At 65.8% G+C, this 16447-nt stretch carries 14 protein-coding genes and 1 pseudogene; 12 read left to right on the top strand and 3 right to left on the bottom strand.

Annotated features, from left to right (window positions below; genetic code table 11):
* Positions 1-19: 19 nt before the first annotated feature.
* Positions 20-1510 (top strand): hypothetical protein, encoded by a 1491-nt coding sequence (locus HMI57_RS12490; protein WP_171586337.1) that lies wholly within the window; start codon positions 20-22, stop codon positions 1508-1510.
* Positions 1511-1535: 25 nt separating this feature from the next.
* On the opposite strand, the gene HMI57_RS12485 is transcribed toward HMI57_RS12490, so the two are convergent.
* From HMI57_RS12485 to HMI57_RS12475, 3 genes and pseudogenes are all read right to left on the bottom strand, one after another.
* Positions 1536-1874: a transcriptional regulator gene (locus HMI57_RS12485; protein ID WP_171586336.1), complete on the bottom strand. Its 339-nt coding sequence runs from the start codon at positions 1872-1874 to the stop codon at positions 1536-1538.
* Entirely contained in the window at positions 1864-2328 is a 465-nt protein-coding gene (locus HMI57_RS12480) for a hypothetical protein (RefSeq protein WP_171586335.1), read from the bottom strand. The genes HMI57_RS12485 and HMI57_RS12480 overlap by 11 nt, the downstream gene beginning before the upstream one ends.
* Before the next feature lie 46 nt (positions 2329-2374).
* Positions 2375-2950: pseudogene (locus HMI57_RS12475) on the bottom strand (dihydrofolate reductase family protein).
* Positions 2951-3080: 130 nt separating this feature from the next.
* On the opposite strand from HMI57_RS12475, the gene helR reads away from it, so the two are divergent.
* The 11 genes from helR (at position 3081) to HMI57_RS12420 (ending at position 16423) form a co-directional block, all read left to right on the top strand.
* Positions 3081-5264 (top strand): RNA polymerase recycling motor ATPase HelR, encoded by a 2184-nt coding sequence (gene helR / locus HMI57_RS12470; protein ID WP_171586334.1) that lies wholly within the window; start codon positions 3081-3083, stop codon positions 5262-5264.
* A gap of 148 nt (positions 5265-5412) precedes the next feature.
* Positions 5413-7074: an HNH endonuclease signature motif containing protein gene (locus HMI57_RS12465; RefSeq protein WP_171586333.1), complete on the top strand. Its 1662-nt coding sequence runs from the start codon at positions 5413-5415 to the stop codon at positions 7072-7074.
* 12 nt (positions 7075-7086) lie between these two features.
* Positions 7087-7674: a DUF1349 domain-containing protein gene (locus HMI57_RS12460; RefSeq protein ID WP_171586332.1), complete on the top strand. Its 588-nt coding sequence runs from the start codon at positions 7087-7089 to the stop codon at positions 7672-7674.
* A gap of 80 nt (positions 7675-7754) precedes the next feature.
* A complete protein-coding gene (gene gatC, locus HMI57_RS12455) occupies positions 7755-8051 on the top strand; it encodes an Asp-tRNA(Asn)/Glu-tRNA(Gln) amidotransferase subunit GatC (protein ID WP_171586331.1) in 297 nt (98 codons plus the stop codon).
* A 2-nt stretch (positions 8052-8053) separates the two neighbouring features.
* Entirely contained in the window at positions 8054-9625 is a 1572-nt protein-coding gene (gene gatA, locus HMI57_RS12450) for an Asp-tRNA(Asn)/Glu-tRNA(Gln) amidotransferase subunit GatA (protein WP_171586330.1), read from the top strand.
* A 5-nt stretch (positions 9626-9630) separates the two neighbouring features.
* Positions 9631-11139 (top strand): Asp-tRNA(Asn)/Glu-tRNA(Gln) amidotransferase subunit GatB, encoded by a 1509-nt coding sequence (gene gatB / locus HMI57_RS12445; protein ID WP_171586401.1) that lies wholly within the window; start codon positions 9631-9633, stop codon positions 11137-11139.
* 103 nt (positions 11140-11242) lie between these two features.
* On the top strand, positions 11243-12196 hold the full coding sequence (locus tag HMI57_RS12440; RefSeq protein WP_346655202.1) for an aminoglycoside phosphotransferase family protein: 954 nt from the start codon (positions 11243-11245) through the stop codon (positions 12194-12196).
* Between the two features lies 1 nt (position 12197).
* On the top strand, positions 12198-12950 hold the full coding sequence (locus HMI57_RS12435) for a hypothetical protein (protein ID WP_171586329.1): 753 nt from the start codon (positions 12198-12200) through the stop codon (positions 12948-12950).
* 125 nt (positions 12951-13075) lie between these two features.
* Complete coding sequence (gene tdh, locus HMI57_RS12430; RefSeq protein WP_171586328.1) at positions 13076-14119, top strand: L-threonine 3-dehydrogenase; 1044 nt, start codon at positions 13076-13078, stop codon at positions 14117-14119.
* An 11-nt stretch (positions 14120-14130) separates the two neighbouring features.
* Positions 14131-15330 carry a glycine C-acetyltransferase gene (locus HMI57_RS12425; protein ID WP_171586327.1) on the top strand — a complete coding sequence of 400 codons (1200 nt, stop codon included), beginning with the start codon at positions 14131-14133 and terminating at the stop codon, positions 15328-15330.
* Positions 15331-15349: 19 nt separating this feature from the next.
* Positions 15350-16423: an FAD-dependent oxidoreductase gene (locus HMI57_RS12420; RefSeq protein WP_171586326.1), complete on the top strand. Its 1074-nt coding sequence runs from the start codon at positions 15350-15352 to the stop codon at positions 16421-16423.
* Positions 16424-16447: the final 24 nt, after the last annotated feature.

Below are 16447 nucleotides of genomic sequence, written 5' to 3'. Positions count from 1 at the left end.
GGTGCAGCACTATGTGTTTATGAAACTAAATGCCGTTGGGGCAACGTTTGTTTCCGTGGGTCTGGCTGCCGCACTCGTCGTCAGCTCTCTCGCCGTCCCGGCAAGTGCCGGCAGCCAGACGCTCCCCACGTCGTTGCAGGCCAGCAACCTGACCGTGAGTACAGGTCAGCAGCTGCCCGCCTATCTCCAGGGCTACCGCCAGGGCCAGTTGCTGTGCCCCGGGGCAGCTCTTACCGGCAAGGTCTCGGTGGCAATTGTCGATCCCATGATGGCCACCACCGACGCACCAGGGGATTGCACACTGTCCGACATGAAAGCGGCCAACCCCACCACCGAGTTCCTCGCCTATCTGAACATCGGGGCGATGCGCGACGCCGAACCCTGGAACGGCGTCTTCCAGAACTCATGTGCCGACACCGCAACCGCTGCCGGGAAGCAGTTCGCCGTCAGTACCACGAACCCAAAGGTAGCCAAGAACGACGACGGTTTTGTCACCTACCCGTCGTACCGCTACCTCACCGTGGCCAATCTTTCGCCGGCCTATGCCGATGCCTGCGCAGCCACGGCACGCAAGATTCTGAGCACCGACTCGCAGCGCGGCACCACCAATGCCGCACCCGCCCGGTTCGACGGAATCTTCCTCGACGACGCCTCAATGTCTCCTTCCCACGGCCAGGACATGGTCGACGTCGGGCAATGGGGTCCCTGGGCCAACGATGATGCGTACGGTTCGGCACTCATTGCCGCCGTGCAGCGCTTCGACACGACCCTCACCCGCACCATGGGCAAGGACGTTCCGGTCGCCATGAACCTTGGTGTCTACCCGGCGTGGAGCAATCAGGTGAACCTCGCCAAGAAACTGGCGGCGACCCGCTCGGTTGATTTCGCGCTCCGGGAGCACGTCGTCGCCAGCGGGACGGGGCGCCCGTTGTCGGTCGTCGATCTGGAGCAGGCGAGCACCGCCTACCAGGCGATTACGGCAGCCGGGATGCCCGTCGTCGAACATGACTACTCGGTCCCGCTGCGCGAGGTTCCGAGCACCGCGTACCGCCAGGGCCTCGACATCGGCTCTTCGGCTCCCTGCTTGCGGGACGGTTACAGCCTCCGGACCTCGGTGGTCGCGGCGGCGAAAACCCGGCGAACGCTCGATCACCGGATGACGCTTGGACACCTTCTGCAGACCCGGACCTATGCCGCCCGGCAGATGACGGCGACCCTGTCCCAGGCCGAACCCACCTGCCAGGACAACGCCTGGGACGACGACTCCAACTTCGAGACCGTGACCACCGCTTCAGTCAACGCGCTCGACACGCAGGTCACGGCTCTCACCACGGCCGTCACCTCTGGTGCCTATGCAACAGCGGCGCCGTTGAAGCTGGCCGGTGTGAACGTCGTGAAGCTGTCCAACGGCGCGGTCGTGGCGGTCAACACCACCACCATTGCCCGCACGGTCACCGCCCACGGCAAGACCCTGAACGTCCCGGCCCGCTCAGCCACCATCAGCGGCTAGCCGGTCCCGTCGTCGTCGCAGGAGTTCAGTCGTCGACCTCGTTCAATCCGGCGGCAATGGCCTGCAGGGCAGCGAGATGGGAATCGAAGGCGGTTTTTCCCTGAGGGGTCAGGGAGAGCCAGCTGACCCGGCGGGCATCTGCCCGGCCAGCGGAGGACGATTTCGTCATGGCGACAAAACCGCCGTCGGACAGCACCTTGAGGTGTTTCGACAGTGCCGCATCGCTGACGTTGAGGGCTTCACGAATCGCCGAGAAGTCTGCGCTCTTCACGTTCCGGAGCAGTCCACAGATCCTGAAACGCAACGGAGCGTGAATCAGCTCGTTGAACACAGCGCCAGTGGCGTCGGTGGTCTCAGCGGGCATTGCGGATCCGGCTGATGGCACTTCGCATGAAGTAGTGGGCACCCAGGGTTCCCGCACCGAAGGCGGCCGCAGCGGGAGCGATGACCCACCAGAACAGGTCAAATGACACGAGACCCAGCGAGACGCTGAGCATGAGCAGGCAAAACACCAGGGTCGCGGCGTAGATGAGCCACGCCGTCCAGCCGATACTGGCCAGTCTCACGCCGGTGGTCCGCTGGTAGAGGTAGACCACCAGGATTCCGACAATGATCAGCAGGGCTGAGTTGCCCGAACGGTTGTCTCCCGCCGCGGGGGAGGCGACACAGAGTGCGGCAAGGGCGCCGAACGCGGGAGCAGCCCAGCGGGGAGCGGTCATGCGGTGGATGAGGGCCGAGCGGTCCTTGTCGACGTCGGCAAGCAGTGCAGTAGCAGAACGTGGCTGATCAGCTGTGGATGGAGGCAAGTTGTTTTCCATAATGGAAAGTGTAATCACTTTCCATCATGGAAAGCAACTGCCAGGGTCAGCTGACGACGTCGTAAATTACCTTGACCACGCCGTTGGGGTACGCGGCGGATTCCCTGAGTGCGAGTTGCCGCGAGTCCCTGTCAACGGTGCCGAAAATCCTCTTGCCGGAGCCCAGTAGGACCGGGTACACAAGGAGGTTGTACCGGTCGATGAGGCCCGCATCGTCAAGGCTTCGTGCCAATCCCGCACTGCCATGGATGAAGATCGCGCCGCCGTCGCCCTGTTTCAGGGTTGCTACATCGTCGATCGATCACAGGATGTCGATTGATCCCCAGTCATCGATCAGGGCGTCATCGGCCAGCGTTGTGGACACCACGTACTTGGGCAGGTCCTGATAGCTGGCATGGTCAGCCGATCGCGACCAGATGGGAGCGAACGCTTCGTAGCTCTTGCGGCCGAACATCAGCGCTGACGTCTCGGCGAGTTCCTCGCTCTTGAGGGAAAAGGCTTCGGGTACGAACTCCGTGTTCAGCACCCACCCGCCGCTCGGATGACCTTCGATGGTCCCGCCCGGCGAATCAACCACGCCGTCGAGTGTCATGAAGCCCGTCCACACCAGTTCCCGCGACATCGCGCCCCCTTCACGCTTGGCGAGGTCAAACCCCTGCCATATTCAATCTATAACCCATGGGGGGCCTTGCCGCAAGGCCCCCTGGAGCGCGAAGAATGGGTCCCTCAGGGAAACTGTGAAGGGGTGCTGGATGAGTATTTTTGCGTTGTCGCCGCCGCTTTCGGCAAAACTCGATCCGTCGCTGATCAGTGAGGATGAGTCGCACTTTGAGAGGGTCAGGACCAGTCTCGCGGAAACCCTTGCCGATCTGGCTGCACGGCTGGAGGCAGAGCGGAAGGCTCCCGGGATCAAGGGGCAGGCCGCCCTCGACAGGGACGAGGAAATCCACCGGGTGAGCGATCGGATCCGGGCGCTCACCCGGTTCGGTCTCGATCTCTGCCTGGGACGGATGGTCCCGGCCGACGGAGTGGGCCCCATCTATGTGGGCCGGTTTGGCCTGACTGACGGATCAGGTCGTCGGCTTCTGATCGACTGGAGGTCTCCGGCAGCCGAACCGTTTTTCGGCGCCACCCATGCCAATCCCATGGGACTGGCCAGTCGGCGTCGGTATCACTGGTCGAGGGGACTGATCACTGACTACTGGGATGAGGTGTACACAGCGGACGGGCTACAGAGCCATGGAGCGCTGGATGACCAATCGGCGTTCATCGCGAGCCTGGGCCGGAGCCGCTCGGGGCAGATGCAGGATGTACTCGGGACCATCCAGAAGGACCAGGACGCGATCATCAGGGGCGGCTCCCGCGGTGCGCTGGTGGTGGATGGAGGCCCGGGAACCGGGAAGACGGTTGTGGCACTCCATCGCACCGCCTACCTTCTCTATTCCGATCCGCGGTTGAGCGATCGGACGGTTGACGGCCGGAGTGACGTGCTGTTCGTCGGCCCTCATCAGCCGTACCTGGCGTATGTTGCCGATGTCCTTCCCAGCCTGGGGGAGGAGGGGGTTCTCACTAGTACCCTCCGGGGTCTGGTTCCGGAGGGCGCGACCGCGCTCGCAGACGCGGACGACGTCGTCGCACGCCTCAAATCCTCGGCCCGGATGGTGCACGCCATTGAACCAGCTGTCCAATTCTCGGAAAGACCCCCGACCCACGGAATGAGTATCGACACGCCCTGGGGAGAGGCGTGGCTTGGCGTCGCGGACTGGGAGGAGGCGTTCGCTGCCTCTGATCCCGGGACGCCACACAATGAGGCCCGCTCCGAAATCTGGGACTCCCTGGTGACCATCCTGGCGGACAAGCATGAGGACGGGGAGGTGACGCCCGAACTCCTGGACCCGTACCTGCGGCAGGATGGTGCGCTGGGTCGGGAGTTCGCCGCCGCCTGGCCGGTACTTGACCCTGGCGACCTGGTCGCGGACCTCTGGCGGGTGCCAGCCTATCTGCGGCTATGCGCCCCATGGCTCAGCGCTGAGGAAGTCCTCCTGCTGCAGCGTAGCGATGCGAAGGCGTGGACCCTTTCCGATCTGCCGCTGCTGGATGCTGCCCGGCAGCGCATCGGAACCGCCGCAACAGCGACGCTGAAGCGGGCTCACGCCAAGAGCATTGCCTCCGAGCGTGAGCAGATGTCAATGGTGGTGGACAATCTGATCCGGGCCGACGACGACGGCACCGGTCTGGTCACGATGTTGCGCCAACCCGATCTGGAGGATGGGCTGATCGACGGGTCGGGGACGCCCTGGAAAACGCCTGACCGTCTCGCGGGACCGTTTGCGCACGTGGTGGTCGATGAGGCCCAGGAGCTGACCGATGCGCAATGGCAGATGCTGCTGCTGCGCTGCCCGTCCCGTAGTTTCACGATTGTGGGGGACCGGGCGCAGGCCCGCCATGGGTTCCCCGAGTCCTGGCCGGAACGGCTGGAACGGATTGGCCTCGACCGGGTGCGGATGACCGAACTGAGCATCAACTACCGGACTCCCGCCGAGATCATGGACGAAGCTGCGCCAGTGATCCGTGCGGAACTGCCGGACGCGAATGTTCCGGTATCTGTCAGGGTGGGAGGGCTCCCTGTCCGCCGGGGGAGGCCTGCCGACGTTGGCGGGATTGTCGACGATTGGTTGGCTCAGTATCCGGTGGGGACGGTGTGCATCATCGCCTCTGGGCCGGTAAGCGTTGCCTCCGGGGCGGTTGGCCGTGCCCGTGACCGCGTGAGTGTCCTCACCCCTGAGACAGCCAAGGGCCTGGAGTTTGATCTGGTGGTTCTGGTCAATCCTGAGTCGTTTGGGGAGGGGATCGAAGGTGCTGTGGATCGTTATGTTGCCATGACGCGTGCAACCCAGCAACTGGTGCTATTGACCGATGACGGGCTGCTTTCCTGAGGCTGCGCCACCTGGTGCTTCCTGGCTATCTGGTGCCTATTCACCGACCGCAACGTGGTGCTCTAGGGTTCGAATATTTCTTCGAGAGATTTATCCACATAGCCTGTAAATCTGCAGAAATGTCGGTGCGGTTTGGGACAATAGAGGTATGGAAGGCAGTACAGCTCCATCACCGCACCGGACGGGAATCCCCTCCCGGGTGGCCGCCCCGCGGGGTGGTTCTGGTGCGGTAGGCGGGCCCGACGGCGGCGCCTCCACCTCTGCCTCTGCATCCGTCCGGACTCGGGCTGGTGCCGCTGCCTCGTCACCGGTCTCCAGATATGCGTCGGCATCGGGCTCTGCCGATACTTCACACACTGCTACCCGGTCCGGCAATCGCAGTGAATCTTCCGTTCGGGCCCTAACCGAAGCCCTCCACTCCCTGAAGCCAGCCGCGGATGCGGCCGGGCTGATAGATCAGCTGCGGGAGCTCGAGGAGCTGAAGTCCGCGATCGCAGGCGTCCAGGCCCGGATCACGGTGGCTGTCGACGCGGCCGAACGCCAGGCCCAGGCTCTGGCCGGGGTTCCCGCTGGGGAGCAGGGCAAGGGTGTAGGCGCGCAGGTCGCGTTGGCCCGCCGTGAGTCCCCGTCCCGCGGTAGTAGGCTCCTCGGCCTCGCCCGGGCGCTGGTCACGGAGATGCCCCACACGTTGGCGGCGTTGCATTGTGGCCAGTTAAACGAGTGGCGGGCCACCCTGCTAGTGAAGGAAACCGCATGCCTGTCCGCTGAGGACCGGGCAGCCGTCGATGAGGAACTCGCCCCGGACACGGGCACCTTCGACGGGTGCGGGGATAAGGCGATTATCGCGGCGGTGAAAGCAGCCTCGTACCGGAGGGATCCCCGGTCGGTGGTGAACCGTGCCGCCCGCGCGGTGACGGAACGGTCCGTGAGTATCCGCCCCGCACCCGACACCATGGCCTACCTCACCGCCCTGCTCCCCGTGAAGGAAGCAGTCTCCACCTATGCTGCCCTGTCCCGCCACGCCGACACTACCCGGGCCGCCGGAGACCCGAGGTCCCGCGGTCAGGTCATGGCTGACACCCTAGTTGAACGTGTCACCGGGGTCCCCGGCGGTGTCAGCCGGGTCGAGCTGCAGCTCATCATGACCGACCGCGCCCTCCTCCAAGGCGACAGCGAACCAGCCAGCATCCCCGGCTACGGCATCATCGGCTCCCACTGGGCACGCACCCTCCTCCAAACAGCGAAAACCACCAACGGAACAACCGGGCCGAAGGATTCGGATACCTCCGGGGATAAGCGGTCCACTTTCGATGTCTGGTTGCGTCGGCTCTATACCGCGCCGTCGACCGGGGAGTTGGTGGCGATGGATTCCACCGCCCGGCTCTTCACGAAAGCCCAACGCCGGTTCATCACCGCCCGCGACGACACCTGCCGCACCCCCTACTGTGACGCGCCGATCCGCCACTTCGACCACATCGTGCCCTGGCACCGTGGCGGACCCACCACCATCACCAACGGGGCAGGGCTCTGCGAAGCGTGCAATCACACCAAAGAACAACCCGGCTGGACAGCCCAAACAATCCCCGGTTCAAGACCACAAACACGCCCCCGACACACCTTCAGCATCACCACGCCCACCGGCCACACCTACCACTCAACAGCACCACCCCTACCCGGCACCGGAGCCGGCCCGGGCACCAGCACCGGAGCGACAATCGAGCGGGCGCAGGTCAGATCCCGAAACCGGCCCAGCCACCGCAGGGAACGAAGTCCCGGTAGGCGCGCCTTGTCTCAGGAGCAGGGCACCTGAAAGATTGAGGACATGAGATACGTTGAGTGGTCCGAAGGACGCTGGACAACCGAGCCCGAGAATGTTCGCACCTCCGACGAGGGATTGTTAGTGACCGCCAAGGAGGGCAGCGACGCCTGGCGGATCACATCGTACGGCTTCATCCATGACACCGAACACGCACTGCTCCGGTCGATCACAGTGGGCGAAGCAATCGAGGTGGCCTTCCGGGCCGACTTCCCCGAACAGTTCGACCAGGCAGGTGTCTTCATCAAAACCGATGACACGAACTGGATCAAGGCCGGCGTCGAATGCAGTGACGGCGAGCTGGGTGTGGGTGCAGTGGTCACCCGTGGAGAATCCGATTGGTCGCTATCACCCGTTCCAGAATGGGCCGGGCGGATCGTGACGGTGCGCGCCAGCTTGGCCCCCGGAGCGATCACTATCCGGGCGAGGGTCGACGAGGAACCCTGGCGGCTCGTCCGCGTTGCGCCGCGCGCAACAGACGCGATCCTCCAGGCGGGACCGTTCTGTTGCGCACCAACCCGGCCCGGCCTGGTGGTCAACTTCCTGAGCTGGCGCACGACAGACGCAGACACGGCGCTTCACGCAGAGGGATAGGGGGCGCCCGCCGAATCGGTCACGGCTCACGCCGCACGTAGACTTGAGCCAAACACCAATTCATTGACCATGGGAGATTTATGGCTGAGATCAACCGTGAGGACGTTGCGCACCTGGCGCGGCTGGCCCACATCGATATGAGCGCCGAAGAGCTGGACCGGATGACCGGTGAGCTGGCAGTAATTGTCGACTCGATCAAACGGGTGAGCGAGGTGGCCGGCGACGACATCCCGACCACCAGCCACCCCATCCCGCTAAGCAATGTGTACCGCGAAGACGTGGTCGGCGAGACCCTCACCAACGAGGAAGCCCTCTCCGGCGCCCCCGACAACGCCGACGGACGCTTCAAGGTCCCAGCAATCCTGGACGGGGAATAACCATGACTGAACTGATTCGGCTCAGCGCCGCAGCGCTCGCCCAGAAACTTGCCTCAAGGGAAATCTCCGCAGTCGAAGCCACCCAGGCCCACCTCGACCGGATCGCCCACGTTGACGGTGGAGACGACGGCGTCCACGCCTTCCTGCACGTCAACACCGATGAGGCACTCGCCGTCGCGGCCGGGGTCGACAAGGCCCGCGCGAACTCCGAGGAACTCCACGCACTGGCCGGCGTCCCGATCGCCGTCAAGGACCTGATCGTCACGAAGGGTCAGCCGACCACCGCCGGCTCCAAGATCCTTGAGGGCTGGCACAGCCCCTATGACGCGACAGTAATCCGCCGCCTCCGCGCCGCCGGAATGCCCATCCTGGGCAAGACCAACCTGGATGAGTTCGCCATGGGCTCCTCCACCGAGCATTCCGCGTACGGCCCCACCCGTAACCCATGGGACCTGGACCGGATCCCCGGCGGATCGGGCGGCGGCTCGGCCGCTGCGGTCGCCGCCTTCGAAGCGCCCCTCGCGCTCGGTACCGACACCGGCGGCTCCATCCGCCAGCCCGGCGCGGTCACCGGCACCGTCGGCGTGAAGCCCACCTACGGTGGAGTCTCGCGGTACGGCGCCATCGCGATGGCGTCGTCACTGGACCAGATTGGCCCCGTCTCACGGACCGTCCTGGACTCCGCGCTGCTCCACGAGGTCATCGGCGGCCACGACCCCAATGACTCCACCTCCCTCACCGACCCCCTCGGCGCGCTGGTTGAGGCCGCCCGGCTGGGCAACGTCGAGGGCATGCGGATCGGCGTCATCAAGGAACTGCAGGGCGAGGGCTACCAGGCCGGCGTCCTGACCCGGTTCCAGGAATCGCTGGAGCTGCTGCGCGGTGCGGGTGCCGAAATCGTTGAGGTTTCCTGCCCCAACTTCGAATACGCCCTGGGCGCCTACTACCTGATCATGCCCTCCGAGGCATCCTCGAACCTCGCCAAGTACGACGGCGTCCGCTTCGGCCTGCGGGTAGTGCCCGACGGCGCGCCGACCATTGAGCGCGTCATGGGAGCCACCCGCGCCGCCGGGTTCGGCGACGAAGTGAAACGCCGCATCATCCTGGGCACCTATGCCCTGAGCGCCGGCTACTACGCCGCCTACTACGGTTCAGCACAGAAGGTCCGCACCCTGATCCAGCGGGACTTCGACAACGCGTTCAAGCAGGCCGACGTCCTGATTTCCCCGACCGCGCCGACCACCGCATTCAAGCTGGGGGAGAAGCTCAACGATCCACTGGCCATGTACCTGAACGACGTCGCCACCATCCCCGCGAACATGGCTGGCGTACCGGGGCTGTCCCTGCCCGGCGGCCTTGCCGACGAGGACGGACTGCCCGTCGGCATCCAGCTGCTGGCTCCGGCCCGCCAGGATGCCCGGCTGTACCGGGTGGGAGCGGTGCTCGAATCGCTGCTCGAAGCCAGCTGGGGTGGCCCCCTGCTGGACCGCGCACCCGCCCTGAGGCCTGACGTTTTGGGGTCCAACGGCGCAGCCGACCGCGTGGAGACTAGCACTGCAGGAGGAACCAACTGATGGTTATGGCAACTGAAGAAATTCTGTCGTTCGAGGAAGCACTCGAGAAGTACGATCCGGTGCTGGGCTTCGAGGTCCACGTGGAGCTGAACACCCAGACCAAGATGTTCTCCTCGGCTCCCAACGCGTTCGGTGACACCCCCAACACCAACGTCACCCCGGTGGACCTCGGCCTGCCCGGCGTCCTCCCGGTCGTGAACCGGGTGGCAGTTGAATCGTCCATCAAGATTGGGTTGGCGCTGGGCTGCAAGATCGCCGAGAAGTGCTACTTCGCCCGGAAGAACTACTTCTACCCGGACACCCCGAAGAACTTCCAGACCTCCCAGTACGACGACCCGATCGCGTACGACGGGTCGATCGACATCGAGCTGGCCGACGGCACCGTGTTCACTGTCGAGATCGAGCGCGCCCACATGGAAGAGGACGCCGGGAAGCTCACCCACATGGGCGGCTCCACCGGCCGGATCCACGGCGCCGAGTTCTCCCTCGTGGACTACAACCGCGCCGGCGTGCCCCTGGTCGAAATTGTCACAAAGCCGATCGTCGGCGCCGGTGCCCGCGCACCAGAGCTTGCTAAGGCCTACGTCGCGGCGATCCGCGAGATCGTCAAGAACCTGGGCGTATCCGACGCGAAGATGGAGCGCGGCAACGTCCGCTGCGACGCCAACGTGTCCCTCAAGCCCAAGGGGCAGGAGAAGTTCGGCACCCGCACCGAGACGAAGAACGTCAACTCGCTGCGCGCCGTCGAGCACGCGGTCCGTTACGAGATCCAGCGCCACGCAGCGGTGCTCGACTCGGGCACTCCGATCACCCAGGAGACCCGTCACTGGCACGAGGACACGCGGTCGACGACGTCGGGCCGCCCCAAGTCCGACGCCGACGACTACCGCTACTTCCCGGAACCGGACCTGGTGCCCATCGTCACCACCGAGGACTGGATTGAACGTCTCCGCGCCGAACTGCCCGAGCCACCGGCCGAACGCCGCAAGCGGCTGCAGCAGGACTGGGGTTACTCCGACGCCGAATTCCGCGACGTCGTCAACGCCGGCGTGATGTCCTCCATCGAGGACACCATCGCTGCAGGGGTCAAGCCCGCCGTCGCCCGCAAGTGGTGGATGGGCGAGATCTCACGCCGAGCCAAGGTGGCCGACGTCGAGCCGTCCGAGCTGGGTGTCACCCCCGAACTGATCGTCGAGCTGAACTCGCTGATCGAGTCCGGCAAGATCAACGACAAGCTCTCCCGGGAGGTGCTCGACGGCGTCCTCGCCGGTGAGGGCACTCCCACCGAAGTGGTCGAGGCCCGTGGGCTGGCAGTCGTCTCCGACGACGGTCCGCTGCTCGAGGCCATCGACGCGGCGCTGGCAGCCCAGCCGGACGTGGCGGACAAGATCCGCGGCGGCAAGGTGCAGGCTGTCGGAGCGATCGTCGGCGGCGTCATGAAGGCCACCCGTGGCCAGGCCGACGCCGGCCGTGTGCGTGAACTGATCCTGCAGCGCCTCGGCGTCGAGGGCTAACACCCCAGATCACCCGATCGGTGAGCAACCTGGACCTGGAGGGAGCACCATTTCCCTCCCGAAGGTCCAGGTTGCTCACCGCTTTTCTTCAGAAAGGACCCTCGTGGCGAACAGGCTGGCCGCCGAGGTGCTGATGACCGCTGACCTGGTCCGTGAGCTCCTGGGGGAGCAGCATCCGGACCTCGCCGGGCTGCCCCTGAACGCCGTCGCCGAAGGGTGGGACAACTTCATCTTCCGGCTGGGGAGCGACCTGGCGGTCAGGCTGCCCCGCCGCGAGGCCGCCGCCCGCCTGGCCAGGAACGAACAGCGCTGGCTGCCACGATTGTTGTCCGACAGGCCCGACGACGGCCCGCAGGCCCCGGCGCAGGCCTCAGCATTGCGTTTCGCAGCGGCACCGGTGCGCTCAGGAGAGCCGTCGTCGTCGTACCCCTGGCACTGGAGCATCACCAGGTGGGCCGAGGGCACCGTCGCAACGCGCGTACCCCTCGGGGACCGGCCCCCGGCGGCGGAAGACCTCGCCGACTTCGTGCTGGCCTTCCAGCAGCCAGCTCCGGAGGACGCTCCCTACAATCCCGTGCGCGGCGGTGCGCTTCGCGACCGCGACAGCGCACTCCACCAGCGTCTCGCCGCCCTTGATCTACCCATCTCAGGTCTCCTCACCCTGTGGCAGGAACTACGTGACCAGCCAGCGTGGGATGGCCCCTCCCTCTGGCTCCATGGCGACCTCCACGCCGCGAACCTGGTGGTGGCCCCCGACAAGAGACTTGCAGCAGTCCTGGACTTCGGCGACCTGGGCAGCGGCGACCCGGCAACCGATCTGGCCGCCGCGTGGCTGGTCTTCGACCGGTACGGCCGCCGGGTATTCCAGAACCGGATCAACGCCGCCCGCCCCACCTCCGATGCCACCTGGCAGCGGGCCCGGGGCTGGGCCCTCTGCATCGGCGCGGCGATGGCCGTGCACTCTGATGACGATTCAGTGTTCAAGACGATGGGCCACCAGGTCCTCCGCTCGGTGCTCGTTGACCACGGCACCCGGCTCGCCGGGGGTGCCCGCTGACATGGCGCACTGGACCCACCTGTCCCGCGTCCAGACCGAGGGCGACAACCACATCATGGAGGACGCCTGCGGGTACCGAGGCAACGCTGCCTGGATGATCGACGGCGCCACCTCCCTCCTGGAGGAAATCGACCTTCCCGGTGCGTCCAACCCGTCCTGGTACGCCCAGGTCCTCAACCTCGCGCTGGCCGAACACGCCGGACCTGCCGACCCCCGTGCTGTCCTCGCTGCAGCGCTGACCGCGGTTGACGAGCTGGGGGAACGGCTGGTGGGCAACCGGTCCCACTTCTTCCCCAGCGCTGCTGTCTCGCTGGTCACGGCCGACGACGACGGACGGGTGCAGGTGCTCAGCCTCGCCGATTGCCACGTCGTCGCACGCCGCGACGACGGAAGCACCCTGCACATCGGCACGCCGATCAGCGAGCCCACCGGCACCCGGGCCGACCACGAACAGGCGAGACGGGAACGGAACACTGAACAGGGCATCTGGGTGGCCCGTCGGGAGCCCGAGGCCGCCGAGCGGGCCAGCCTGGTCCGGATGGGCAAGGTCCACACGGTCGCGCTGGCGTCCGACGGCGCCTGGCGGGCTGTGGACCTTGGCCTGGTGGCAAGCCCGGAAGCGTTCCTCGACGCCGTCAGCACCCCCGAGGGAGCGCAGGAATTGATGCTGACCCTGCGCATCACGCAACTGGAGATCGGCGAAGCCGCAGACGACGCCTCGGTGATGTGCCTGGCGCTGCAGGACGGGACCTGATCCCCTGATCGGACGCGGCCCGGCTGATACGCTGACCAGGGTGCCACAGCACCACTTGAGATGAACTGCACGCGCCACGGCGTACCACGCTGAACCCCGCGTGCCGGTGGAAGGAATCCCCCTAAGTGAAGGCGCTGTACAAGTCCGGGCCGCAGCCCGGCTTCGAGCTCATCGACCGTCCCGAGCCCACACCGGGACTCGGCGAAGTCAAGATCCGCGTGATGACCACCGGGATCTGCGGCACCGATCTCCACATCGAGTCCTGGGACCAGTGGGCCGCCAGCACCATCAGCGCACCGCTCATCCCCGGCCACGAGTTCTACGGCGAAGTGGTCGAGCTCGGTTCCGGCGTGCGCGACGTCAAGGTGGGGGACAGGGTCTCCGGCGAGGGCCACATAGTCTGTGGTACCTGCCGCAACTGCCGTGCCGGCCGGCGCCAGATCTGCATCAGGACCGCGAGCGTCGGGGTGCAGCGTGACGGTGCCTTCGCCGAGTTCGTGGTGATCCCCGAACCGAACGTCTGGGTCCACCCGGCTGGTATCACCCCCGAGCTGGGCGCCATCTTCGACCCCTTCGGCAACGCTGTGCACACCGCACTGAGCTTTCCCCTGGTCGGGGAGGACGTGCTGATCACCGGCGCCGGACCCATCGGGCTGATGGCCGCTGCCGTCGCACGCCACGCCGGGGCCCGCTACATCGCTGTCACCGACGTGTTCCAGCCACGGCTTGACCTCGCCCTCACGGTGGGCGCTGACCTCGCCGTCAACGTTGCCACCACGCGGATCGCCGATGCCCAACGCCAGCTTGGCATGCGGGAGGGATTCGACGTCGGGATGGAAATGTCGGGCCATCCCACCGCGCTGCCCGAAATGATCGACAACATGAACCATGGCGGCCGGATCGCCATGCTCGGCCTCCCCTCGGCGGACATCACCATCGATTGGGCCAAGGTGGTCACCCACATGCTTACCCTCAAGGGCATCTACGGCCGTGAAATGTTCGAAACCTGGTACGCCATGAGCGCCATGCTGCAATCCAACCCCGTCCTGCAGCAGGCCATCTCCAGCGTCGTCACCGACATTCTGCCCGCAGCCGCGTGGCAGCAAGGCTTTAACACCGCACGCAACGGAGCCAGCGGCAAAGTGGTCCTCGACTGGACCGGATTCTAAGGAGCAACGCGATGTACACGAGCATTCAGGAACAGCTGACCGAAGAACTGGACGGCATCCGCAGCGCGGGCCTGTTCAAGAACGAACGGCGGATCTCCTCCCCGCAGTCCAACCACATCGAGGCAGCCACCCTCGACGGCGCCCCGCAGCGGGTACTGAACTTCTGCGCCAACAACTACCTGGGGCTGGCCGACCATCCCGACATCATCGCCGCCGCCAAGCAGGCGCTCGACGACCGCGGGTTCGGCATGGCCTCGGTGCGGTTCATCTGCGGCACCCAGGACCTCCACCTGGAGCTCGAGGCCCGGGTGTCGAAGTTCCTGGGCACCGAGGACACCATCCTGTTCTCCTCCTGCTTCGATGCGAACGGCGGAGTCTTCGAATCCCTGCTCACTGCCGAGGACGCAGTGATTTCCGACGCGTTGAACCACGCCTCCATCATCGACGGCATCCGGCTGTCCAAGGCCCAGCGGTACCGGTACGCCAACCGTGACATGGCCGATCTTGAAGCAAAGCTCAAGAAAGCCGCCGGCGCGCGCCGCACCCTGATCGTCACCGACGGGGTGTTTTCAATGGACGGCTACCTGGCACCATTGGAAGCCATCTGCGACCTCGCCGACCAGTACGGCGCGATGGTCATGGTCGATGACTCCCACGCCGTCGGTTTCATGGGCGAGACCGGGGCGGGCACTCCCGAACACGCCGGTGTGTCCAGCCGGGTCGACATCTACACCGGAACCTTCGGCAAGGCGTTGGGTGGTGCCTCGGGCGGCTACGTCGCCGCGCACTCAGAGATTGTGGCCTTGCTGCGGCAGCGGGCGCGGCCGTACCTGTTCTCCAACTCGCTGGCACCCTCGATTGTCGCCGCCACGCTCACCGCGCTGGATCTGGTCCAGAACAGCGCCGACCTACGGGCGCAGCTTGAGGAAAACTCGGCGCTCTTCCGGCGCCGGATGACCGAGGAGGGCTTCGAACTGCTGGACGGCGAGCACGCGATTATCCCGGTGATGTTCGGCGACGCGGCACAGGCAGCCAAGGCAGCAGACGCCATGCTGGCGCGCGGCGTGTTTGTCACTGCGTTCAGCTTCCCGGTGGTGCCCCGAGGTGCTGCCCGGATCCGGGTCCAGCTTTCGGCCGCCCACAGCGCCGAGGACATCGAAGCCTGCGTGCAGGCCTTCATCGGCGCCCGCGACGACGTCGCCGCCGCCTAGCCTCGGGGGTACTGCTGCCATGGCACTGAATGCTGATGTTCTGATTGTGGGTGGCGGCATCGCCGGGCTGTCTCTGGCCTCGCAGCTGGCGGGACGCTGCACAGTGGTGCTGGTGGAGGCAGAGCAGAATCTCGCCTACCACGCGTCATCGCGGTCGGCCCGGCAGCTTATTCCCAGCTATGGGCCGCCCGAAGTGCAACAGCTCACCAGCCGCACCCTCGACCTCCTCCGGGCTGTTGAGGAGCAACACCAGCAGCACTTTCTGACCCCACGCAGCTTCATGCTGGTCGGGTCCGAGCAGGACGTCACTGACCGTTCCAGCGGCGCCATGACCGCCATCAGCCAGGCCGAGGCGCTGGCCCTCTGCCCCCACCTCCGCCCGGAAAGCTTCGCTGCTGCGGGCATCGACACCACGTCGGTAGGCCTGGACGCCGAGGCCCTGATCGATTTCCACCGTCGCACAGCACTCGACGCCGGGACCACGATCCTGACCGGTGCCAAAGTGCACTCCGCCCAGCGGATGGGCAACGGCTGGAGCGTCGGCGCCGGTGCTCACGCCATCCACTCAACGGTTGTCGTGAACGCAGCGGGCGCGTGGGCCGACGAACTCGCTGTGGTCTCAGGGGTCGAGATCCAGGGATTGCGCCCCTACCGCAGGACTGCCGCCATCGCGCAGCTGACCCACGAGCTGCCCCCCGGCATGCCGATGGTGGCCGCAGCCGACGACAGTTTCTACTTCCGGAACGAAGGTACCGGCCTCCTGATCTCGCCCTGCGAATCAGTGCCGAGTGTTCCCGAAGACGCCCAACCCGTTCCCGCCGACCTGGATGCGCTCCTGCAAAAACTTCAGGAGGCCACCACCCTGGGGATCACCGCCATTGACCGGGCCTGGACCGGGCTTCGCACCTCCACCAAGGCAGGACTGCCAGTGGTCGGGTTCGATCCGGAGGCTGAAGGGTTCTTCTGGCTGGCCGGCCAGGGCGGTTACGGGTTCCAGACGTCGTCGGGAATCGCCGAGTTGGCGGCAGGGCTGATCCTGGGCGAGGAGGGCACCAGCCCATCCCTGGCGAATGCTCTGCGCCCCACCCGCTGAATGTGCTGAAACGGTTGCCTAATA

The organism is Arthrobacter sp. 260 (genome assembly GCF_013116745.1).
GTDB lineage: Bacteria > Actinomycetota > Actinomycetes > Actinomycetales > Micrococcaceae > Arthrobacter_D.
Note: the sequence above shows the minus strand (reverse complement) of the source record. Positions and strands in the feature narration are given on the sequence as shown.

Coding starts and splice junctions, on each gene's coding strand:
- HMI57_RS12490 (WP_171586337.1), top strand. CDS start 20: ATGAAACTAAATGCCGTTGGGGCAACGTTTGTTTCCGTGGGTCTGGCT.
- gatC (WP_171586331.1), top strand. CDS start 7,755: ATGGCTGAGATCAACCGTGAGGACGTTGCGCACCTGGCGCGGCTGGCC.
- HMI57_RS12465 (WP_171586333.1), top strand. CDS start 5,413: ATGGAAGGCAGTACAGCTCCATCACCGCACCGGACGGGAATCCCCTCC.
- HMI57_RS12460 (WP_171586332.1), top strand. CDS start 7,087: ATGAGATACGTTGAGTGGTCCGAAGGACGCTGGACAACCGAGCCCGAG.
- HMI57_RS12435 (WP_171586329.1), top strand. CDS start 12,198: ATGGCGCACTGGACCCACCTGTCCCGCGTCCAGACCGAGGGCGACAAC.
- gatB (WP_171586401.1), top strand. CDS start 9,631: ATGGCAACTGAAGAAATTCTGTCGTTCGAGGAAGCACTCGAGAAGTAC.
- gatA (WP_171586330.1), top strand. CDS start 8,054: ATGACTGAACTGATTCGGCTCAGCGCCGCAGCGCTCGCCCAGAAACTT.
- HMI57_RS12485 (WP_171586336.1), bottom strand. CDS start 1,874: ATGCCCGCTGAGACCACCGACGCCACTGGCGCTGTGTTCAACGAGCTG.
- HMI57_RS12480 (WP_171586335.1), bottom strand. CDS start 2,328: ATGGAAAACAACTTGCCTCCATCCACAGCTGATCAGCCACGTTCTGCT.
- HMI57_RS12420 (WP_171586326.1), top strand. CDS start 15,350: ATGGCACTGAATGCTGATGTTCTGATTGTGGGTGGCGGCATCGCCGGG.
- HMI57_RS12425 (WP_171586327.1), top strand. CDS start 14,131: ATGTACACGAGCATTCAGGAACAGCTGACCGAAGAACTGGACGGCATC.
- helR (WP_171586334.1), top strand. CDS start 3,081: ATGAGTATTTTTGCGTTGTCGCCGCCGCTTTCGGCAAAACTCGATCCG.